Annotated in this window: 22 protein-coding genes; 5 read left to right on the top strand and 17 right to left on the bottom strand. The window is 71.3% G+C overall.

Features of this window, described 5'->3' with window-relative positions:
- Positions 1-136: 136 nt before the first annotated feature.
- The 9 genes from KUF83_RS18365 to zapE form a co-directional block, all read right to left on the bottom strand.
- Positions 137-931 (bottom strand): DUF4142 domain-containing protein, encoded by a 795-nt coding sequence (locus tag KUF83_RS18365; RefSeq protein WP_217455803.1) that lies wholly within the window; start codon positions 929-931, stop codon positions 137-139.
- Between the two features lie 250 nt (positions 932-1,181).
- Positions 1,182-1,913 (bottom strand): peptidyl-tRNA hydrolase, encoded by a 732-nt coding sequence (locus tag KUF83_RS18360; protein WP_217455802.1) that lies wholly within the window; start codon positions 1,911-1,913, stop codon positions 1,182-1,184.
- 118 nt (positions 1,914-2,031) lie between these two features.
- Complete coding sequence (locus tag KUF83_RS18355) at positions 2,032-2,892, bottom strand: aldo/keto reductase (RefSeq protein ID WP_217455801.1); 861 nt, start codon at positions 2,890-2,892, stop codon at positions 2,032-2,034.
- Between the two features lie 290 nt (positions 2,893-3,182).
- Complete coding sequence (locus KUF83_RS18350; protein ID WP_217455800.1) at positions 3,183-4,544, bottom strand: PhoX family protein; 1,362 nt, start codon at positions 4,542-4,544, stop codon at positions 3,183-3,185.
- A gap of 95 nt (positions 4,545-4,639) precedes the next feature.
- Entirely contained in the window at positions 4,640-5,455 is an 816-nt protein-coding gene (locus KUF83_RS18345; protein WP_217455799.1) for a slipin family protein, read from the bottom strand.
- Between the two features lie 128 nt (positions 5,456-5,583).
- Positions 5,584-7,035 carry a SulP family inorganic anion transporter gene (locus tag KUF83_RS18340; protein WP_217455798.1) on the bottom strand — a complete coding sequence of 484 codons (1,452 nt, stop codon included), beginning with the start codon at positions 7,033-7,035 and terminating at the stop codon, positions 5,584-5,586.
- 53 nt (positions 7,036-7,088) lie between these two features.
- Positions 7,089-7,679 (bottom strand): carbonic anhydrase, encoded by a 591-nt coding sequence (locus KUF83_RS18335; RefSeq protein ID WP_217455797.1) that lies wholly within the window; start codon positions 7,677-7,679, stop codon positions 7,089-7,091.
- Positions 7,680-7,829: 150 nt separating this feature from the next.
- Positions 7,830-8,204: a hypothetical protein gene (locus KUF83_RS18330; RefSeq protein WP_217455796.1), complete on the bottom strand. Its 375-nt coding sequence runs from the start codon at positions 8,202-8,204 to the stop codon at positions 7,830-7,832.
- Positions 8,205-8,443: 239 nt separating this feature from the next.
- Positions 8,444-9,544, bottom strand: coding sequence for a cell division protein ZapE (gene zapE, locus KUF83_RS18325; RefSeq protein WP_217455795.1), 1,101 nt, complete (start codon positions 9,542-9,544; stop codon positions 8,444-8,446).
- A gap of 37 nt (positions 9,545-9,581) precedes the next feature.
- On the opposite strand from zapE, the gene KUF83_RS18320 reads away from it, so the two are divergent.
- The 5 genes from KUF83_RS18320 (at position 9,582) to KUF83_RS18300 (ending at position 13,420) form a co-directional block, all read left to right on the top strand.
- Positions 9,582-10,394, top strand: coding sequence for a pyrimidine reductase family protein (locus KUF83_RS18320; RefSeq protein ID WP_217455794.1), 813 nt, complete (start codon positions 9,582-9,584; stop codon positions 10,392-10,394).
- Positions 10,395-10,527: 133 nt separating this feature from the next.
- The gene (locus KUF83_RS18315) at positions 10,528-11,001 is read left to right on the top strand and encodes an indole-3-glycerol phosphate synthase (RefSeq protein ID WP_217455793.1); all 474 of its coding nucleotides are present in this window, start codon (positions 10,528-10,530) and stop codon (positions 10,999-11,001) included.
- A 122-nt stretch (positions 11,002-11,123) separates the two neighbouring features.
- The gene (murC, locus tag KUF83_RS18310; protein ID WP_217455792.1) at positions 11,124-12,512 is read left to right on the top strand and encodes a UDP-N-acetylmuramate--L-alanine ligase; all 1,389 of its coding nucleotides are present in this window, start codon (positions 11,124-11,126) and stop codon (positions 12,510-12,512) included.
- Positions 12,513-12,540: 28 nt separating this feature from the next.
- A complete protein-coding gene (gene msrB / locus KUF83_RS18305; protein ID WP_217455791.1) occupies positions 12,541-12,954 on the top strand; it encodes a peptide-methionine (R)-S-oxide reductase MsrB in 414 nt (137 codons plus the stop codon).
- Positions 12,955-12,964: 10 nt separating this feature from the next.
- The gene (locus KUF83_RS18300) at positions 12,965-13,420 is read left to right on the top strand and encodes an RpiB/LacA/LacB family sugar-phosphate isomerase (protein ID WP_217455790.1); all 456 of its coding nucleotides are present in this window, start codon (positions 12,965-12,967) and stop codon (positions 13,418-13,420) included.
- 41 nt (positions 13,421-13,461) lie between these two features.
- On the opposite strand, the gene KUF83_RS18295 is transcribed toward KUF83_RS18300, so the two are convergent.
- The 8 genes from KUF83_RS18295 to KUF83_RS18260 all read right to left on the bottom strand — a co-directional run bounded on the left by KUF83_RS18295 (position 13,462) and on the right by KUF83_RS18260 (position 21,005).
- A complete protein-coding gene (locus KUF83_RS18295) occupies positions 13,462-14,076 on the bottom strand; it encodes an ATP/GTP-binding protein (RefSeq protein WP_217455789.1) in 615 nt (204 codons plus the stop codon).
- A complete protein-coding gene (locus KUF83_RS18290) occupies positions 14,063-14,419 on the bottom strand; it encodes a DUF742 domain-containing protein (RefSeq protein WP_217455788.1) in 357 nt (118 codons plus the stop codon). The genes KUF83_RS18295 and KUF83_RS18290 overlap by 14 nt, the downstream gene beginning before the upstream one ends.
- A gap of 1 nt (position 14,420) precedes the next feature.
- Positions 14,421-14,849, bottom strand: a complete 429-nt coding sequence (locus KUF83_RS18285) for a roadblock/LC7 domain-containing protein (protein WP_217455787.1) — start codon at positions 14,847-14,849, stop codon at positions 14,421-14,423.
- An 11-nt stretch (positions 14,850-14,860) separates the two neighbouring features.
- Positions 14,861-17,275, bottom strand: a complete 2,415-nt coding sequence (locus tag KUF83_RS18280; RefSeq protein WP_217455786.1) for a nitrate- and nitrite sensing domain-containing protein — start codon at positions 17,273-17,275, stop codon at positions 14,861-14,863.
- Positions 17,276-17,481: 206 nt separating this feature from the next.
- Entirely contained in the window at positions 17,482-18,501 is a 1,020-nt protein-coding gene (locus tag KUF83_RS18275; RefSeq protein ID WP_217455785.1) for a substrate-binding domain-containing protein, read from the bottom strand.
- Between the two features lie 502 nt (positions 18,502-19,003).
- Positions 19,004-19,819: an SAM-dependent methyltransferase gene (locus KUF83_RS18270; RefSeq protein ID WP_217455784.1), complete on the bottom strand. Its 816-nt coding sequence runs from the start codon at positions 19,817-19,819 to the stop codon at positions 19,004-19,006.
- Positions 19,820-19,891: 72 nt separating this feature from the next.
- Entirely contained in the window at positions 19,892-20,104 is a 213-nt protein-coding gene (locus KUF83_RS18265; RefSeq protein WP_217455811.1) for a DUF397 domain-containing protein, read from the bottom strand.
- Between the two features lie 25 nt (positions 20,105-20,129).
- A complete protein-coding gene (locus KUF83_RS18260; RefSeq protein ID WP_217455783.1) occupies positions 20,130-21,005 on the bottom strand; it encodes a helix-turn-helix transcriptional regulator in 876 nt (291 codons plus the stop codon).
- Positions 21,006-21,112: the final 107 nt, after the last annotated feature.

The following is a 21,112-nucleotide window of genomic DNA, read 5'->3' as shown; positions in this document are numbered from 1 at the left end:
CCTGTGTGTCGTCTCCTTCGACGGACCTGTGTTCCGGCGTGACGGAGTCATGGCCCCGGCGAGCGGGGCCGAACCCATCGGCGGGGACGTTCAGAGCAACATTTGAGGTTCGGACGGACGGGTGGCGGGCTCCCTGCTACTGCGGAGAGGCGGAGGCGTCCGGGTCCCCGGGATCGGGCCGGTTCGTGTTGACCGTGCCCGGCGCGCCGGGCGACGGGCTCGACGAGGTGTCGACGTTCCCGGTGGGCTCCGCGGGCGGAGCCGCGCCGGGGGTCACCCCGGCGACGGGCGGCGGCGGACCGCTCGGGCTGGCCGTCGCCCCGGCCACCGAGTCGTTCGCGATCGCCTCGAAGTCGACCGCGCCCGTCTTCTCCAGCACCGTGATGTGGTCGAGCACGGTCTGGTTGGCGTCCGAGGCGAGCTGCCGCACCAGCGAGTTGCGCGTCTGGTTCCGTACTGCCCCGATCGCCGGGAAGATCTTGCCGTGCGCGGAGCGAAGCAGGTTCGCCCACACCTTCTCGTAGTCCTTGCCGCTCGCGGCGGTCATCTGGTTCAGCCAGCCCTGCTGCTGCTCGGTCGGCTGGTTCGGCAGCTCGACGCCGAGGTCACGCGCGACCACCCGGACCCGCTTGTCGAGGTCGGTGTGGCCGACGATCAGGTGGTCCGCCGCCTCCCTCATCGCGCCACTGGGCGTCCGCTCCAGTGCCTGCTGGGCGGCGGGCAGTTCCCACAGCCCCGCCAGCCGCACACGGACGATCAGGTCGCGGTCCGTGGCGGTCAGCGGACCCCAGCGCGTGGGCACGGTCCCGGCGGCGAGGTTCGCGGGCCCCGTGCCCGCGCGGTCGGCGTACGACCACACGGGGAACGCGAGCGCGCCGAGAGTTCCGACGAGTGCCACGATGACGAGGGCCGTGCCATTGATACGCCGCAAAGGTGCCTCCCGGGTTACACCAACTGGTCGTTGGGGATCTGTACTTGGCCAGCGCCAGAAGATACGTACGGGGCGGCGGAGGTGTTCAATGGCCGGTGTCGGCTCCGTCACATGTCGTTGACGGGGTCCGGCCGGGCAGCGACCTGCCGACCGGGCGCCGACCTGCTGACCTGCCGACCGGTGGGTACGGCGCTCGGCTCGTTCGGCGCCGCCGCCCAGCCGTGTCGTGGTGCGGGCCTCCCGCGGAAGGTCAGTGCGTCCGGCGCCGGTCGAGACGCAGTGCCGGATGGTCGGCGACCACCGTGCAGGAACCCGGCGCGATCTCCGTGAAGCCCGCGTCGCGCACCAGGGGCAGCCCGCTCGTGGTGAGCCCGTCCCACCGCTCGGCACCCGCCGTGCGGACGGCGAGCGGGAAGCCCGCCTCGCGCCAGGCCGTGCGGTCCTCCTGCGTCAGCTCCCGCCAGGCGAGCTGGGCGCCGTGGCCCGCCTGGGCCATCGCCTTGCCGGCGGACATGTCCAGACCGGGGCTCAGCCACAGCACGGGCGTGGCCGCGTCGACGTCCGCCGGCGGCTCCGGGTCGTCGAGGTCGGTGCCCGACACCTGGAGGCGGGCCAGGTCCTTGGGCCACCCGTCCAGGGGCACCGGGGGAAAGACGCGGACCTCGGCCGACTTGCCGGTGACGGTGATGCCGGGCAGCGCCTCCGCCCGGCGCCACTCGGCGCCGCGCGCCCGCCGGACGACCTTGCGGATCCGGGCGTCCTCCCAGTCCCGTACGGCCTGTGCCCACTCCCCGTCGCCGAGCGACCGCTCGTCGCTCAGGAGGACCAGGACGGCGCGGGCCGCGCTCTCCAGGGCGTCCGTCCGCGCGGGGGGTTCGCTCCGTTCGATACGGACGACCAGGGGCAGCACGAACTGCGGTGCCTCGTCGCGGGCGGTCCGCTCGTGCCGGAAGGGGCTGTCCTGTGCTCCGTCGCTGCTCACGTGCTCAGTCTGCCAGGAGGGGGGTGAGGGGCCGGCGGTGGTGACGTGCGGGTCCGTCGGGGCCGGTCGCGCAGTTCCCCGCGCCCTTTTTCGGGGGCGCGGGGAACCGCGCGATCTTTTACGCCGCGTTCAGGCGGGACAGCTCCTCCGCGGACAGCTTCAGTTCCGCCGCCGCGACCGAGTCGCGGATGGTCTCGGGGCGCGAGGAGCCCGGGATCGGGATCGCCACCGGCGCCTTCGCGAGGATCCACGCCAGGCACACCTGCTGCGGGCTCACCCCGCGCTCGCGCGCCACGTCCGCGAAGACGGCGAAACGCGAACCCAGCTCGCGGGCCTGCGCGATGCCGCCCAGCGGACTCCACGGCAGGAACGCGATGCCGAGTTCCGCGCACAGCTCCAACTCCGGCTCGCTGGAACGGAACGCGGGCGAGAACTGGTTCTGCACGCTGACCAGCCGGCCGCCGAGGATCTCGTCGGCCTGACGGATCTGATCGGGGTTCGCGTTGGAGATGCCCGCGAAACGGATCTTGCCCGCGTCCAGCAGGTCGCGGATCGCGCCGACCGACTCCGCGTAGGGGACCTTCGGGTCCGGCCGGTGGAACTGGTAGAGACCGATGGCCTCGACACCGAGCCGCCCGAGCGAGGCGTCGCAGGCCTTCCTGAGGTACTCCGGCGAGCCGTCCAGCGTCCAGGAGCCGTCTCCCGGGCGGAGATGACCGCCCTTCGTCGCGATCAGCACGTCCGAGGTGTCGCCGCCGTACCCGGCCACCGCGCGGGCGATCAGGGACTCGTTGTGACCGACCTCGTGGGCGTCCCGGTGGTAGGCGTCGGCGGTGTCGATCAGGGTGACGCCCGCGTCGAGCGCCGCGTGGACGGTCGCGACCGAACGCTCGTCGTCCGGCCGCCCCTCGATGGACATCGGCATACCGCCCAGACCGATCGCTCCGACCTGGACGTCACCGAGGGTGCGTGTCTGCATGGAGGTTCCTCCTGGGGGTCGTTCGGTACGTCCCAGCCTCCACCGTGGATTTTGAGCCGTCCAACAGGAGAATCCGATCGCTCTGAGCAGTGGCGGTGATGAATCGGCCCGGACCGGCTCCGACACCGTCGCGAACCGGTCCCCGCGCTCGTGCGGCTCGGAACGATCGTGCGCAGGGCCTTCTCACCACGTGACGCCGACCGGACACGTCGGAACAACCGGTCGACGTCACCGCCGTGTCGAGAGGGGGGAGCCCCGCCGCCGCGCGGGGTGCGGCGGGGCACGGGGAGCTACCTGCGCCAGGGGCCCGTCACCGCGAACGTCGTCCCCGGGGTGTAGCAGTTCACGTACATCGTCCTGCCGTCGGGCGAGAAGGCGACGCCCGCGAACTCACCCCACTCCGGGGCGTCCGGCGTCCCGATGTTCTGCCGGTTGCGCGCCATCGGGTACACCTCGCCGCGCCGGGTCACGCCGTACACGTGCTGCACGCCCCCGCCGTCCTCGCAGACCATGAGGCCGCCGCTCGGGGCGAGGCAGATGTTGTCGGGGGACTCGCCGGGCATCTGCACGTCGGTGTCGGGGCCGAAGACGATCACCAGCGTGAGCCGGCGGGCCTCGGGGTCGTACCGCCAGATCTGGCCGAAGTGGTCGGCCGCCGACCCCTCGCTGCTGTGGGCGAACGACGAGACGAAGTAGACGGACTTCCCGCCCCAGTAACAGCCCTCCAGCTTCTGGGCATGGGTGACGCCCCTGCGGCCGAAGTCCTGGAAGCGGATGGCGGTCTCGGCGGCGAGCGGATCCGGTACGTCCACCCACTCGACGCGGTCGAAGCTCGCCCCCGTCTCCTGGATCGAGGACAGGTCCGGTACGCCCGGCACACGCATCGCCTGGAGCCGGCCGCCCGCACGGAGTGAACCGCGGCCGCCCTCGGGCTTCTTGGGCAGGAAGCGGTAGAAGAGACCGAAGGGCTTCTCGAAGGCGTCCTCCGTCTCGTAGACGACACCGCGCTTCGGGTCGACTGCCACCGCCTCGTGCTGGAAACGGCCCATGGCGGTCAGCGGGACCGCTCCCGTGCGGCGCGGGTCCGACGGGTCGACCTCGAAGATGAAGCCGTGGTCCTTGGTGTAGCCGTTCGTGCCGGCCTTGTCCTCCGTCTCCTCGCAGGTCAGCCAGGTGCCCCAAGGGGTGGGTCCGCCCGCGCAGTTGACCGCCGTACCGGCGATCGCCACCCGCTCGCCGACCACGCTCCCGTGCGCGTCGAGGGTCAGCGAGGTGCAGCCGCCCTTGCCCATCGGGTCGTAGGTGAGGCCCTCGACCGTGGGGACCGGGATCCTTCCGGTGGCGCGGTTCTCGTGGTTGCGGACCAGGTGGACGCGGCCGTGTCTGCCGCCGAAGGCGGCCATGCCGTCGTGGTTGCTCGGCACCCGGCCCTCGCCGGAGAGGAGAGCGTCGCCCTCGCGGGACAGCACCCGATAGCGGAAACCTTTCGGCAGATCCAGCAGGCCTTCCGGATCGGGGAGCAGGGGGCCGTATCCGGAGTGGCCCAGCGCGGCGGCCGTACCCGTGAAGAGCTCCGACACGGCTCCGGTGAAGGCGATGCCGACTCCCAGGGCACCGGAGCGGGCGAGCACCTCGCGTCGTGTTGCGGACATGGGGCAACCTTCCTGTTGGCGGACAGGAGAACGTGACCCGCCTGTGTGTATCACGCGGTCCCCAGCACGTGAACCACGCGCGTAGCGTGGCGTTCTCACGATGCGTCAGATGACCCGTATGGCGGGGGAGTTGGGCTCTGGGACTCATGGGGCTGCTGGGCCCGCTCCAGGAACCGCAGCAGTTCGACCGGGAAGGGCAGGACGAGCGTGGAGTTCTTCTCGGCCGCAACCGCCACCACCGTCTGCAGCAGCCGCAGTTGGAGCGCGGCCGGCTGCTCCGACATCACCCCGGCGGCCTCCGCCAGCTTCCTCGACGCCTGGAGTTCCGCGTCGGCGTTGATGATCCGGGCCCGCCGCTCACGGTCGGCCTCCGCCTGGCGTGCCATGGACCGCTTCATCGTCTCCGGCAGCGACACGTCCTTGATCTCGACACGGTCGATGGAGACACCCCAGTCCACGGCCGGGCTGTCGATCATCAGCTCCAGGCCCTGGTTGAGCTTCTCGCGGTTCGACAGGAGATCGTCGAGATCGCTCTTGCCGATGATCGAGCGCAGGGACGTCTGCGCCATCTGGGAGACCGCGAAGCGGTAGTCCTCGACCCGGATGATCGCGTGCGACGCGTCGACCACCTTGAAGTAGACGACGGCGTCGACGCGCACGGTGACGTTGTCCCGGGTGATGCCCTCCTGAGCCGGCACGGGCAGCGTCACGATCTGCATGTTCACCTTGTGCAGCCGGTCGACCGCGGGCACCACCAGGGTGAACCCCGGACCGCGCGGCTCTCCGCGCAGGCGCCCGAGCCGGAGGACCACGCCCCGCTCGTACTGCTTGACGACCCGGGCGGCGGCCGCGAGGTACACGGCGCCGGCGGACGCGGCCGTCGCTGCCGCGACCAGGAGTTCCTCGACCATGACGACCTCTTTCCGTCGTCCGAGCCGTCACGTGTGCGGTGCTTCCCACGATACGCCCGGGGGTGCACGACGGGACCGGCCCGGGACTCCGGTGAGCCTCGGGCCGGTTCTGTGCGCGCGCTCGGCGACTAGGCAGCCGTGACCTTCACCGGCTCCGTCCCCTTCGCGCTGTGCCGCTCGGCCCAGTTCTCCAGGGCCGTCCGGCACGCGTGGTCCAGGTGGTGCAGCCCCGACAGGTCCAGCTCGACCGGCCGGTCCTGGGGCAGCGCCTCCAGGTTGTCGAGGATCTTCGGCAGCCGCAGGAAGGTGGCGTTGCCCGACAGGTACGCCTGCACCGGACCCGCCCCCTTGTCTATGACCTCCAGCTTGATGTGCGAGGCCTCCCACGCCGTCTTGGCGACCGCGAGGGCGAGCCCGATCAGGACACCCTCGAACATGCTCACCGCGACGATCGACACGGCCGTGACGACCAGGATCAGCGCCTCGCCCCGGTGCTCGCGCCACAGAGTCGCGATCCCGCGCAGCGGAATCAGCTTCCAGCCCGCGTGCACCAGGATGCCCGCGAGCGCCGGCAGCGGAATGTAGGCGAGCACGGCCGGCAGCAGCGCCGCGAACAGCAGCAGCCACACGCCGTGCATCACCCGGGACGCCTTCGTCCGGGCGCCCGCGGACACGTTCGCCGAGCTGCGCACGATCACGGCGGTCATCGGCAGCGCGCCGAGCAGCCCGCAGACCGTGTTGCCCGCGCCCTGCGCCATCAGTTCCTTGTCGTACTCGGTGCGGGGTCCGTCGTGCAGCCGGTCCACGGCGGCCGCGCTGAACAGCGACTCGGCCGAGGCGATCAGCACGAAGGCCAGGACCGTGCCGAGCACGGCCAGGTTCGCCAGCTGACCGACGGCGTCGAGCCCCGGCAGCTGGACCGAGTCCAGCAGGCCCTGCACCTCGACGGTCGCCACGGGCAGGTCGAACACCAGCGTCGCGAGCGTGGCGAGCGCCACCGCGGCGAGCGCCCCCGGCACCGTACGGACCTTCTTCGGCAGGTGCTTCCACAGCACGAGCACGGCGACGGTCGCGGCGCCGAGTCCGAAGGAGACCAGCGCCGTGGTGGACCCGGCGGCGTCGGCGACCAGCCCCGGCAGCCCGGCGAGCTTGCCCAGGCCCGAGGCCGGGGCCTCCAGGCCGGCCACCGAGTAGAGCTGGCCCGCGATCAGGACCAGTCCGATACCCGCCAGCATGCCCTCGACGACGGCCACCGAGATGGCCCGGAAGTACCGCCCCAGCTTCATCGCGCCCATGGCGAGCTGGATCAGACCGGTGGCCAGCACGATGACCCCGAGCACGGCCAGTCCGTACTCGCGCACCGCCTCGAAGACCAGCACGGTCAGACCCGCGGCCGGGCCCGAGACCTGCAGGCTGCTGCCGGGCAGCAGTCCGGTGACGAGACCGCCCACGATCCCGGTGATCAGGCCGAGTTCGGCGGGTACGCCCGAGGCCACGGCCACGCCCACGCACAGCGGCAGAGCCACCAGGAAGACCACGAGTGACGCGGCGAAGTCCTGCCGCAGATGAGGGAACTTCATTCGCCCGCCCGTGATCGTCCGGCCGGTGGTCGCGGGGCTGCCCGTCGTGCCGTTCACAGCGCCTCGAAGGAGTCGGAGCGGACGTCGTGCGCGAGTACGGAGCCGGTGTGGACCTCGTAGAACCAGCCGTGCAGGCGGAGTTGACCATCGGCCAGCCGGCGTTCCACGCACGGGTACGAGCGCAGGCGCAGCAGTTGTGTCAGGACGTGGTTCTGTACGGCGTCGGCGACGGCCGGGTCATCGAGGGTGCCCTCGGGGCGGGGCGTCGAGTGGGTGAGCCAGTCGCGCACGGCCGGTACGGCGGTCAGGTCGTCGCCGCGGACCAGCGCGCCGACGGCGCCGCAGTGGGAGTGGCCGCAGACGACGATGTCCGCGACTCCGAGCACCTCCACCGCGTACTCGATGGTGGCAGCCTCACTGGTGGGCTGCGTGAAGGTGTGTGGGGGGACCACGTTGCCCGCGGTGCGCAGTTCGAAGAGTTCACCGGGCCGGGCTCCGGTGATCAGGGCCGGGACGACCCGCGAGTCGGAGCAGGTGATGAACAGGACCTGCGGGGACTGGCCTTCGGCGAGGCGGGCGAACTCCTCCGGGCGGTCCGCGGACTGCTTGCGGAAGGAGCGGGCGTGATCGATGAGGGGCTGCATGTGTCAGTTCCTCCTGGCGCGTGTGAGGACGCGTCGGCTTACAAAACGGAGCGCATGCGGGTACGGCGACATGACCCCACGTCGACGCGCTCGGCGGACGTGGCGTGGTGAGGGTGGGTCAGTCGGTGTCGCTTCGTCCCGATGGTGGGGTCAGCAGCGGAAGACCTGGAGTGCCGCTGTGGAGTGGCCCGCCGAGGATCTCGTGGCACGGTGGTGCGCCGCGGGAGCGGCGGTGTGCGACGGGTCCTCGTGACCGGCCGTCAGGTCCCCGCAGAGCGGGGGTCGGGCCGACGGCTGGGGTACGTGGTCCGCGACCCGGACGCGGTCGCGGGTGCGCAGGGGAGTGGCCGGGCCGTGCGAGTGCGAGGCCTTGCCACAGGTGACGAACTCGGCCCCGCTCTCGGGGCCCATGAGCTGCGTCGTGTGCGCGGATGCGAACGTCGTGGTGGGCGCCGAGAACTGGAGGGCCAGCAGGACGGCGGCGAGAACGGCGAACAGGGTCCGGGCCGTTGTGCCTCGTCGCATGGTCCTCCTCCCGGCCGGCTCAGATCACGTACACCCACGTCGACACGTACGTTAACGCGGGAAGTTGTTTGCAGGGTTAACTTAACGTTTCACCCTGAAGAGAGCCTGAAGAGGGCTGAAGAGCGACTGCTGCGGGCCGAAATCGGTCCGAAAAACGGTGTTACCGGTCGGTCGGCGCCCCGCCGCCGTCCGGCCGGTCCCCGGCCGGACGGCAGGTCGGTCCTTGACCGGACGACAGGTCAGTCCTTGACCAGGGGCTTTGCGTCCCGCGCCAACGCCGTGAGCCGTGAGATCGCGCGGAAGTACTTCTTGCGGTAGCCGCCGGCCAGCATCTCCTCGCTGAACAGCCCGTCGAAGGGCATGCCCGAGGCCAGTACCGGCACTTCGCGGTCGTACAGGCGGTCGGCGAGGACGACGAGCCGCAGCGCGGTCGACTGGTCCGGGACCGGCTGCACGTCCGTGAGGCAGACCGCCGCGATGCCGTCCGTCAGCGCGCCGTACCTGCTGGGGTGGACCCGTGCCAGATGGTCGAGCAGGTGCGGGAAGTCGTCGAGCGAGGCGCCCGGCGTCGCGTACGCGGCCTTGGTGACCTGCTCGTCCGAGTACGGTCGCGGGGCCTCGGGCAGCCCGCGGTGGCGGTAGTCCTCGCCGTCGATGCGCAGCGACCGGAAGTGGGCCGACAGGCCCTGGATCTCACGCAGGAAGTCGACCGAGGCGAACCGGCCCTCGCCGAGCTTGCCCGGCAGGGTGTTGGAGGTCGCGGCGAGCGCCACCCCCGCCTCGACGAGCCTGGCGAGGAGGCTGGACACGAGGACGGTGTCGCCGGGGTCGTCGAGCTCGAACTCGTCGATGCAGAGCAGCCGGTGGCCGCTCAGCGTCTGCACGGTCTGCTGGAAACCGAGCGCGCCGACGAGGTTCGTCAGCTCCACGAACGTGCCGAAGGCCTTGAGCGAGGGCTCCGCCGGGGTCGCGTGCCAGAGGGAGGCGAGCAGGTGGGTCTTGCCGACGCCGTAGCCGCCGTCGAGGTAGACACCGCGGGGGCCGGCCGGGGCCTTCGCGGGTTTCCTGCCGAAACCGAGGAATCCGCGCCGGCCGGAGGAGTCGGGGTGCGCCCCCGCGAGGCCCGCCGCGAACGCGTCCAGGACACGGACGGCCTCGGTCTGGCTCGGCCGGCCCGGATCCGGAATGTACGTGTCGAAGCGGACCGAGTCGAAGCGCGGCGGCGGCACCATCTCGGCGACCAGCCGCTCGGCGGGGACGCGCGGCTCGCGGGCGCACAGGGACGACGGGGTCGCATCGGCTATCGAGCCGAAACCGGAGGCGGTGGCGGAGGTTGACACGGTTCCCCACTCTACGTCTCGTGCCAGACTGCACGACATGCGACGCCTGTTCCCTGTGACCGAAGAGACAGCAGCCCGGGCCGCGGGCGGGGTGGCCGGTTCGGAGGTGGTGGACCGGGAATGGGGGCTGGATGAGCTTGCCGGGGCGTACGCCTATCCTCCGGGCGTCACGGGCCCCGCGGGGCCCGAGCCCTGGCTGCGGGCCAACATGGTCTCCACGCTCGACGGGGCCGCCCAGCACGACGGACGGTCGCAGCCCATCTCCAGCGCCGCCGACATGCGGATCTTCGGCACCCTGCGCGCCCTCGCGGACGTCGTGGTGGTCGGTGCGGAAACGGTACGCCAGGAGGGGTACCGGCCCGCACGGGCACGCGAGGACTTCGCCGCGCTCCGGGCCGCGGCGGGACAGGGCCCGGCGCCCGCGATCGCCGTGGTGAGCGCGAGCCTCGACCTGGACTTCTCGCTCCCGCTCTTCACCTCGCCGCTGCTCCCCACGCTCGTGCTCACGGGGGCCGCGGCGGCGCCCGGCCGCGTGGCCGCGGCCGAGAAGGCCGGCGCGCAGGTCGTGATCGCGGGCGACGGCATGGGCGTGGACCCCGCACGGGCCGTGCGTGCGCTCGCCGACCTGGGCATGCACCGGCTCCTGACGGAGGGCGGGCCCCGGCTGCTCGGCCAGCTGGTCGCGGCGGGGGTCCTCGACGAGCTCTGCCTGACGGTCTCCCCGATGCTCACGGTGGGGGACGCCCAGCGCATCGCCGGCGGCCCGCAGGTGGCGGTGCCGAGCCGGTTCGAGCTGACGTCCCTGCTGGAGGAGGCCGGCTTCCTGTTCAGCCGTTACCGTCGGACCTGATCAAAGAGGCGGAATAACCCGTTCCGATTGGCTTTCGCCGGGCACACTGGATTGCGCGGTACCCGTGGGATCACGGGGCAGGATGGTTTTTGCAGGGGCCTACGAACGGCCCAGGGATGAGAAGGGCGCTGTCGTGTTCACAAGCGTACTGATGATCGAGAAGGCCCTTACGTCCGCGGACGTGGAGTTCGTCACCACCTTGCACGGCGAGGAGAACGTCGCCTTCCACGTACTGCTCCAGCCCCGCGGCGACCAGGCCGACCGGCTGCTGCGGGCGATCGACGACGTGGCGCTCGGCGAGCTCGACGAGGCGACCCGCGAGCACGAGACGCCCGAGGGCGACGAGGCCGCCGGGCAGGGGCAGCAGGCCCTGGACGTGTCGCTGGTGGCGCTGCGCGCGACCGGCAGCGAGGCCGAGGGGCGGCTCATCGAGGACCACCCGCTGGACGCGCTGAAGACCCTGGTCGACGAGATCGACGCGGACGAGGTCATCGTGCTGACCGATCCCCACTACGTGGAGGAGTTCTTCCACCGCGACTGGGCCTCACGGGCGCGCCACAAGGTGGGAGTGCCGGTCCTGAAGCTGTTCTCGCACAGCAAGGCGTGAGGCGGGGGCCGCGCGGGCACCGGAGGAGCGGCCCGGTTCCCGTGGCCCTTGCGGGCGGCCGTCCCCGTACCGAATAAGCTGGGCGCGCTCACCGTCGTACCCGAATCCTGGGAGAAACCCGTATGACACCCGGCCTTCCCACCGCCATGGACCGACCGCACTTCATCGGCATCGGCGGCGCCGGGATGTCGGGCATCGCGAAGATCCTCGCGCAGCGCGGGGCCGAGGTCGCGGGCAGTGACGCCAAGGAGTCCGCGACCGCCGAGGCCCTGCGCGCCCTGGGCGCGACGGTGCACATCGGCCACGCGGCCGGACACCTCGCGACCGACGCCACCTGCGTGGTCGTCTCCTCCGCGATCCGGGCCGACAACCCCGAGCTGGCCCGCGCCGCCGAGCTGGGCATCCCGGTCGTCCACCGCTCGGACGCCCTCGCCCGCCTGATGGACGGACTGCGCCCGATCGCGGTCGCGGGCACCCACGGCAAGACGACCACGACGTCGATGCTGGCCGTCTCCCTGTCGGCCCTCGGCCTGAACCCCTCGTACGCGATCGGCGGCGACCTCGACGTCCCCGGCTCGAACGCCCTGCACGGTGACGGCGAGATCTTCGTCGCCGAGGCCGACGAGTCGGACCGCAGCTTCCACAAGTACGCGCCCGAGGTGGCGATCGTGCTGAACGTGGAGCTGGACCACCACGCCAACTACGCCTCCATGGACGAGATCTACGAGTCCTTCGAGACCTTCGCGGGGAAGATCGTGCCCGGCGGCACGCTGGTGATCACCGCGGACCAGAAGGGCGCCCGCGAACTGACCCGGCGCCTGCCGGACGGCGTCCGCGTGGTGACGTACGGCGAGTCCGAGGACGCGGACGTACGCGTCCTGTCCGTGATCCCCCAGGGCCTCAAGAGCGAGGTGACCGTCGAGCTGGACGGTTCCGTGCTCACCTTCACCGTCTCGGTCCCGGGCCGCCACTACGCGCACAACGCGGTGGCCGCGCTGGCGGCGGGCGCGGCGCTGGGCATCCCGGCGGCGGAGCTGGCCCCGGCCCTCGCCTCGTACACGGGAGTGAAGCGGCGCCTCCAGCTCAAGGGCGAGGAGGCGGGCGTGCAGGTCATCGACTCCTACGCGCACCACCCCACCGAGATGACGGCGGACCTGGAAGCGATGAGGGCGGCCGCCGGCGACGCCCGCATCCTGGTCGTCTTCCAGCCCCACCTCTTCTCGCGCACCCAGGAACTGGGCAAGGAGATGGGCCAGGCCCTGTCCCTCGCGGACGCCTCGGTCGTCCTCGACATCTACCCCGCCCGTGAGGACCCGATTCCGGGCGTGACGAGCGAGCTGATCATCGAGGCGGCCCGGGCGGCGGGCGCGGACGTGACGCCGGTGCACGACAAGGCGGAGGTGCCCGCGGTGGTGGCGGGAATGGCGAAGCCCGGTGATCTCGTTCTCACCATGGGCGCGGGTGACGTGACGGACCTCGGACCCGAGATCCTGACCCGCCTGTCGAAGTAGCCGGACCTGAGCCGAGGGGTTGAGCAACATGTCGTACGACGTCGAGAAGCCGGACGAGCAGTGGCGTGCGGAGCTGAGCCCGGCCGAGTACGCCGTGCTGCGCCAGGCCGGCACGGAGCCGGCGTTCCGCGGCGAGTACACGGACACCAAGACGAAGGGCGTGTACTCCTGCCGGGCCTGCGGCGCCGAACTCTTCACCTCCACGGAGAAGTTCGAGTCGCACTGCGGCTGGCCGTCCTTCTACGACCCGAAGGAGACCGAAGCGGTCGAGCTGATCGCGGACACTTCGCACGGGATGACCCGCACCGAGGTGCGGTGCGCCCGCTGCGGCTCGCATCTGGGCCACGTCTTCGAGGGCGAGGGGTATCCGACCCCGACCGACCAGCGGTACTGCATCAACAGCATCTCGCTGCGGCTGACGCCCGTCGACGGAGCCGAGTAGTCTCCGGACCATGCGGATCTCCGTCTCCTCGGACATGGACGAACCCGTGGCGCGTGCGCTGGTCGCGGAGTTGCGTGAGCGCGGCCACGAGGTCCTCGCGCACGGAGCGCTGCGGCCCGGGGCCGACGCGCGGTGGGCGGTGTGCTCGGAGGCGGCGGCCCGTGACGTCGCCGCCGGGCGCGCGGACCGGGCGGTCGTGTGCTGCTGGACCGGCACGGGCGCGTCGATCGCCGCGAACAAGGTGCCGGGCGTGCGTGCCGCGCTGTGCACCGACGCGTACACGGCCCGGGGCGCCCGCCGCTGGAACGACGCGAACGTACTGGCCCTCAGCCTGAGGCTGACCTCCGGGCCGCTGCTCGGGGAGATCCTCGACGCCTGGTTCGACGCCGAGGCCAGTGAGGACGCCGACGACCGCGAGAACGTCTCCCATCTCGCGCACCTGGAGGGCGGCGGCGCGGCCTCCTAGCCGGCCCTTCACGGTGGGAAGACCCTGCGGGGTGGTGGCGTTCAGCCCCGGTGGCCCGGGCGGCCGCTTCCGTTGCTCCGGGCCGAGGACGCTATCAACTGGTCTATCAGCGCGATCAGTACGTCCCGGCAGGACTCCCGGTCCCGGGCGTCGCACAGAAGCACATGGGCGTGCTCCGGCAGGGCCAGCGCGTCCCGGATCTCCTCGGGCGCGTAGGGATGCGCCCCGTGGAAGCCGTTGACGCCGACGACGAACGGGATGTCGCGCCGCTCGAAGAAGTCGATGGCGGCGAAGCTGGACTCCGGCCGCCGCACGTCCACCAGGACCACGGCGCCCAGGGCGCCGATGGCCAGGTCGTTCCACATGAACCAGAACCGCTGCTGCCCGGGTGTGCCGAAGAGGTACAGCACGAGTTCCTGGCTGAGCGTGATCCGGCCGAAGTCCAGGGCCACCGTGGTGGCGTGCTTCTCCGGGATGCCGCCCAGGTCGTCGACGCCCAGGCCGGCCGCGGTGAGCGGTTCCTCGGTGCGCAGCGGCACGATCTCACTGACCGAGCCGACCATGGTCGTCTTGCCGACGCCGAACCCTCCGGCTATCAGGATCTTGACCGTGTCGGGTGCTGAGGTCCCCTGGATGACGGGGTCAGAGCCGGCCAAGGCCGTCCCTCACTTTCTGCAGCAGGTCCATGTCGGACGTACGGGAGATCGTGCGCGGCGCGTGAGCGGTGATCCGGCCCGCCTCCAGCAGGTCGCACAGCATGATGCAGACCACGCTCACCGGCAGATCGAGCTGGGCGGCGAGCTCCGCCACCACCACCGGCTTCACGCACATCCGCAGGATGCGCGCGTGCTCGGGCTGCGGCCGGGCGGCCCGGTCGGGCGGCGGGTCCACCGTGGCGACCGACGTGATGAGGGTGAAGTCGGCGCGGCTGGGCCGGGTACGGCCGCCGGTCAGGGTGAACGGCCGTACGAGACGGCCCGCCGAGTCGCCTCCGTTCACCTCACTCGCCGTTGTCGGTGGCGACGACACCGGCACGCGGCGCCGCGCTGAGGTGCTCGCCGATCTTCTTCACCAGCATGTTCATCTGGTACGCGACCACACCGACGTCCGCACCCTTGCTGGTGAGCACGGCGAGGTGGGCGCCCGGGCCGGCCGTGGTGAGTATCAGGTAGCTGTTGGCCATCTCGATGAGTGCCTGGCGCACGGGCCCGCCGCGGAAGTCCATGCTGACGCCCTTGCTGAGGCTCATCAGGCCGGACGCGGTCGCCGCCAGCCGCTCGGCGTCGTCGCGCAGGAATCCCGTGGACCTGCTGACGACCAGCCCGTCCTCGGAGAGCACGACGGCCTGGTTCACCTCGGCGACCCGGTCCACCAGTCCGGTGAGCAGCTGGTCGAGCTGACTGTGCGTGGCGGGGATGGGGCGTGTCATTTCTCTGTCCTTCATGAGCGGTCTGCGGGCGGAGTCGAGGCGACGGATGCGCCTTCGGGCGCGGGTTCTTCCCCTAGGTCGTACGTCGTATCCGCGTCGTTGTCACGCGCCTGGAGCGTCCCGCGCTGGAATCCGGCGAGGGAGGAGGCGGCGCGCTCCGCGGTGAAGTCCTGCAAGGAGTCGTCGGCCTCGTCGGCGGTGGAGTCCTCGCGCAGCTCGGCGGCCAGGCTGGTCTGCGGAACCCGGCGCGGCAGCGGAGGGATCGTGCCCCGCGCCTCGGTGGCGCCCGGACCGGGACGGGGGACGACAGCGGTGGCCCGCGCCGAGGACGCCTCGGCCGTCCGCGCCCGGGCGACGGGTTCCGCCTCCCGCGAGCGCTCGTGCGTGGGCCCGTCCGGCTCGGCGGCCGGGGCGCTCGTGCTCCTCGCGGCGGTCTGGACGGCCTGCCGCGCCGGGGCCGCCGTGGCGCTCTCCGTGTCCCCGGCGGGCTCCGGGAGCTCGCGCACCACGACCTCGTGCGGGATGAGCACGATCGCGGTCGTTCCCCCGTACGGCGAGGAGCGCAGCGTGACGGCGATCCCGTGCCGGGTGGCGAGCCGGGCCACCACGAACATGCCGAGCCGCAGGTCGTCGGCGAGCGCCACCACGTCGAACTGCGGGGGCAGCGCCAACTGGGCGTTGAACGACGCGTAGTCGTCCTCGGACATGCCCAGACCGCGGTCCTCGATCTCCACCGCCAGACCCTTGGCCACCAGACCGGCCCGCACCCCGACCGGGCTGGGCGCGGGGGAGTACGTGGTCGCGTTGTCGATGAGTTCGGCCAGCAGGTGGATGACGTCGGCGACCGCGGGCGGCGCGAGGAACACCTCCTCGTCGGTGTGCACCTCCACCCGCTGGTACTCGGCCACCTCGCCGACCGCGCTGCGCAGGATGTCGATCAGGGCGACCGGCTCGGTCCAGCTGCGCCCCGGCCGCTCGCCGCTGATGATGACGAGGTTCTCCTCGTACCGCCGCAACTGGCTGGCCGTGGAGTCGAGTTCGTACAGGCCCTTGAGGATGTTCGGGTCCTGGTGCTCGCGTTCCAGCGCGTCGAGCTTGGTGAGCTGGAGATTGACCAGGTTCTGGCTCTGGCGGGCGATGCCCAGGATGACCTTCTGGAAACCGCGCCGGGTGTCGGCGAGTTCCACCGCGGTGTTCACGGCCGTGCGCTGGGCGGTGTTGAACGCCTGGGCCACCTGCCCCAGTTCGTCGTCCCCGTAGTCCAGCTCGGGCGTGGCGGAGTCCACGTCGACCGTCTCGCCGCGGTCGAGCCGCGTGACCACGTCGGGCAGCCGCTCCTCGGCCAGGCTGAGGGTGGCGATCCGCAGCCCGCGCAGCCGGCGCGAGAGGGAACGGGTGATGCGCCAGGACATGACGACGCACACCAGCAGGGCGACGAGGCCGCCGGCGCTCAGCGCGGCCGCCTTGACCAGGAGCCCCTGCGCCTGCTCGGCGCTGCGTTCCAGCAGCGCCGACGTCTCCTGGCGGATCAGGCTCGTGTACTGGGCCGAGAGCTTGTCCAGCGCCGTGTTCCAGCGTTTCTGCGCGTCCGGCAGGTCGATCTTCCGGCCTTCGGATCCGCCCTTCGCGCGCGCCGCGAGTACCTGGTCCTCGACGGCTTCCAGGGACTTCCATTCCGGGCCCTGGAGGATCCGCTCGGTCTGCGCCTTCACCGTGCCGCGCAGCGACGGGACGAGCTGGTCCTCGACGAGCCAGCGCCGGGCGTTGACCAGCTGCGTGAAGTGGGTCCACGCCTTCTCGTCGAGCTCGCCCGACGGCCAGGCCAGGTGGAGCTGGGCGTCCTCCTGGGAGACCAGCTCCGCCGCGTGTTCGAGGGCGACGAGCGGCCCGGCCTGCGAGGTGAGGTCACCGTCGTCGACCTGTGAGATCTCCTGGAAGGCGTGGATCTGGTCGTCGATGATCGAGGTGTACTGGTCGAGCGCCTGCTCGGGCGTGATGTCGGTGGGGTTGTCCACCTGCCCCCGGTAGTACTCGAGACTGCCCACGGAGGCGATGACCGAGTACATGCGGTCCCCGATGCGCTCGGGGGCCTGCTGGATCGCCTCGGATTGGCCGACCAGTTTCGCGATCGCCTTGTCGGTACGGTCCCGCTGCTGGTCCAGGGCGGTACGGGAGCTGCCGGGCGAGGCCAGCAGCACGGCCGACAGGCTGCGCTCCTGCTGCAGGGCGAGCGTCGCGTCGGTGCCCATGGCGCCGGTCGACCTGCTCAGCCCGGTCTGGTCCCGCAGCCGTAGACCCTCGGAGAACATCTGGATCGTGGTGACACCCCACATGGCGGCGAGGGTGACGCTGGGAACCAGTGCCAGCAGGATCAGTGAGAGACGTATGGAGCCGAGACGGCGGCGGGCACCTGTCCGTGGAGACATCGTCGTCCTAGAGCGATCAGCGGTGAGCGGAGGGGAGCGGCGGGAACGGGCGGGGGGACGAACGCGGCGGGTGACCACGTGTCCGGTGCAGCACAGGGGGTGCGCAGGATGCTATCCGTACAAGTGACCGTACGCACCGTGAGTACCGGAACCTTGGCGTCGCCGTTACCTGACGGGGGGTGGGCCCGACGGTCACGGCGGGTGGTTCAGCGGGTTCCGTCGGCCGCGAACCGTGCGACCGCGGCGACGTTCTTCTTGGTGACGAACGCGGGTCCGGTGAGCACGGGAGCCACTCCGCCGCCGCTGACGTTGCCGTTGGTCTCGTAGAGCCAGAAGGAGTCCACCGCGAGATATCCCTGCAGATACGGCTGTTGGTCCACCGCGAACTGCACGTCCCCGCTCTGCACGGCCTTGACGAGGTCCTTGTCGAGGTCGAAGGTGGCGACCTCGGCCCCGCTGTCCGCCTCCTTCACGGCCTTCACGGCCGCGAGGGCGAACTGGGCGCCGTTCATGACGACTTCGTCGATGGCCGGGTTCTGCCGCAGCGCGGCGGCCACCGAGTCGGTCACGGACTCCTTGTCGGTGCCGTTCACGTAGAGCATCTCGGTCCGGCCGCCGAAGGACTTCTTCACGCCGGCGCAGCGTGCCTCCACGGCGACGTTGCCCCGCTCGTGGATGACGCACAGGGCGTGCTTGGCCCCGAGGTCGTCCAGCTTGTCGCCGACGGCCCGGCCCGCGACGCTCTCGTCCTGGCCGAAGTACTGCATCAGACCGCCCGACTTCCAGGCGTCGATACCGGAGTTGAGGCCGACCACGGGGATGCCCGCCGCCCGGGCCGCGGCGACCGCGCCCTTCATGGCATCCGGTTTGGCCAGGGTCACCGCGATGCCGTCGACGCCCTCGGCGACCGCGTCCCGCACCAGTTCGGCCTGGCCGGCGGCGTCCGGGTCGTTCTCGTAGGACAGGTCGATGCCGTCCTTGGCGGCCGCCGCCTGGGCGCCCTTGCGCACCAGTTCCCAGAAGGCGTCGCCGGGGGCGCTGTGGGTGATCAGCGCGACCTTGATCCCGGCCGCGCCCGCCTTGCCCGCCGGGGCGGTGTCCCCGTCCGTGTCCGATCCGTCCGAGCCGGTGCAGCCCGTGGCGAGAAGGCAGGCGGCGGCGAGGCCGGCCAGGGCGGTGCCGTGCGGGGAGGCGGCGGAAAGGTGTCGGGAGGGGGTCGGGTTCATGGAGATACGGCACCTCGCTGTGCGGCCGGGCAAGCGGATGGGAGCGCGAAGTCGCCGCGACGGCCGGCGGGACGAGTGGGCCGACTGTCCGACTTTCGCTGGCCGGAGCCAATCGTGTGAGACACCTGATCGTCAAGTGAGCGGTCACATGACCGGAGTTGTCGTTCTTGATCTTGGCGCGGGGCCGGAACATCCGAATGTTACCGGTGGTATCCGCGCCGGTGTGCGGCGGGTGCGGCCGGAGCCGGGCGCGGGGCGCCACGGGAACCGTACGAGGGCGAAGCGCGGCGCCGGCCGTGGCGGACGCGTCGTCGAGCCGGGACCGGACGACCCCGGGCGAGAGGCCACTGACGGGACTTCGGCGGCTCGGGACACCACGGCCGCGGCCTGCCCGGCGCTCCCTGAGGAGCGCCGGGCAGGCCGCGAGACCGTCGAGGCGGCCGGGTGGTGCCGAGTGGTGCCGAGCGGGCCGTGGCCGTGGCTCACGGCCCTTCGCGGAGCCTCACGCCTTGCGGGCCACCGCGCCGTACATGGCGATGTCCTCGTCGCGGATGCCCTCTTCGCCCGCGCCGTCCGGGTGCCACTTGTGGACCTGGACGATGCCCGGCTCGACGAGCTCCACGCCCTCGAAGAACTCCTCGGCCTCGTCGATCGTGCGCAGCCGCATGGGCATGTTCCGCGCCGCGTACTCACGGGCGACCCGGCCCACCTCCTCCGGTGCGAACTCGGCGGTGCCGATGGTCATCGCCAGGTAGCTGCCCGAGGGAAGCGGATCCAGGAGGCGGCGGACGATGCCGACCGCGTCGTCCTCGTCCAGGACGAAGTGGACGATCGCGATGACGGTCAGCGCGACGGGCTTGTCCAGGTCCAGGGTCTCGCGGAACTCGGCGGACCCGAGCACGGCCTCCGGGTGCTGGAAGTCCGCCTCGATGTACGCCGTCCTGCCCTCCGGCGTGCTGGAGAGCAGCCCCTGGGACAGGGTGAGGACGATCGGGTCGTTGTCCACGTAGACCACACGGGACTCGGGGGCCACCGACTGGGCGATCTCGTGGAGGTTGGGCGAGGTGGGGATGCCCGTCCCGATGTCCAGGAACTGGCGTATCCCCGCCTCCTCGGCGAGCCAGCGCACGGCGCGGTTCATCCAGTCGCGGTTGGCACGCATGTGAACGGGCAGCGCGGGCCACTCCCGCGCCATGGCGTCGCCCGCCTCCTTGTCGGCGGGGTAGTAGTCCTTGCCTCCGAGGATGTAGTCGTAGATGCGCGCCGAGTGTGCGTTCTCGGTGTCGATCCGGTCGGCAGGCCATCCGTTTTCGGGCAACGCCGCCCTCCCATCATGTCGTCGGTTCACGGTGAACGCTCAAGCAGAAGCAGGAGTTTCGGAACAGGGAGGTCAGAGCAGGAAGTCGGCACGGCCGGCCTTCACACCTGCCAGAAAGCTCGTCATCTCGTACGGGGTGAACACCAGGGCCGGGCCGTCGGGATCGGTGGACTGGCGCAGTGCGACCCGGCCGTCGCCGAGCTTCTTCGCCTCGACGCAGGCGCCGCCCGCGTCGTCGCTCCACGGCTTGTACCAGCCGCGTGTACCGAGTTCCCGGGACGGCATGCCGTTGCGTATGTGGTGGTGCACGTCAGAGCTCCTTGCGGATCGCACCGAGGAGGGCCTCGGTCTTTCTGGCGGGCGCCGACTGGGCGCCCAGCCGGTCCAGGGCCTCGCGATAGACCACGACGTCGTCGTCCTTGTCCAGGTACACAGCGCCCACCAGGCCGCTGAGGTAGACGATGTCGGGCAGCTCGCGCGCCCGGAACCGGAAGAGGTGGAACGCTCCGGCCCGCATGGCCGGATGCGGGCCGTTCCCGAACGGCATGATCTGCAGGGTCACCTGGGGCAGCGAGTTGACCGCGATCAGGTGGTCGATCTGGGCGCGCATCACCTCGGGACCGCCGACCGGCCACCGCAGCACCGTCTCGTCCATCACGATCCACACGCGCGGCGGCGAGGGCCGGGAGAGCAGTTCCTGACGCCGCATGCGCAGGGCCACCCTGCGATCCGTCGCCTCCGAGGAGGCGTGCGGGTTGCCCGCGCTCAGCAGGGCGCGCGCGTACTCCTCGGTCTGCAACAGCCCGTGCACGAACTGCGCCTCGTACGCGCGGATCTGCAACGCCGCCTGCTCCAGGCTCAGATACGCGGCGAACCAGTCCGGCAGCACGTCACGGTACGTGTGCCACCAGCCGCGCTTGTTCGCCTCGCGGACCGACTTGAGGAAGGTGTCGATCTCCTGCTGGTCCGTCACGCCGTAGATCTGGAGCAGCTTCTCCGCGTCGGGAAGCCTGAGCCGCGCCACCTTGGCGGCCTCCATGCGGCGGATGGTGGAGTGACTGACCCCGATCGCCGCACCGGCCTGCTCGAACGTCAGCCCGGCCCGGGTGCGGAGGTCCTCCAGCTGCCTGCCGAGGATCATGCGCAGGACGGAGGGCGCGCCGCCCCAGCCGGTTTCCGCGGTCACGCCTTACCCCCTCACAGCGGGTTCGAGGTCGCAGTCTGTCACGATCACCCGTTCGACGGAGGAAGCATGCACGTGGCGAATTGCAATTTTCAACTTGTCGGTTGCGG

Origin of the sequence: Streptomyces sp. BV286, assembly GCF_019090165.1 — a bacterium.
GTDB lineage: Bacteria > Actinomycetota > Actinomycetes > Streptomycetales > Streptomycetaceae > Streptomyces.
Note: the sequence above shows the minus strand (reverse complement) of the source record. Positions and strands in the feature narration are given on the sequence as shown.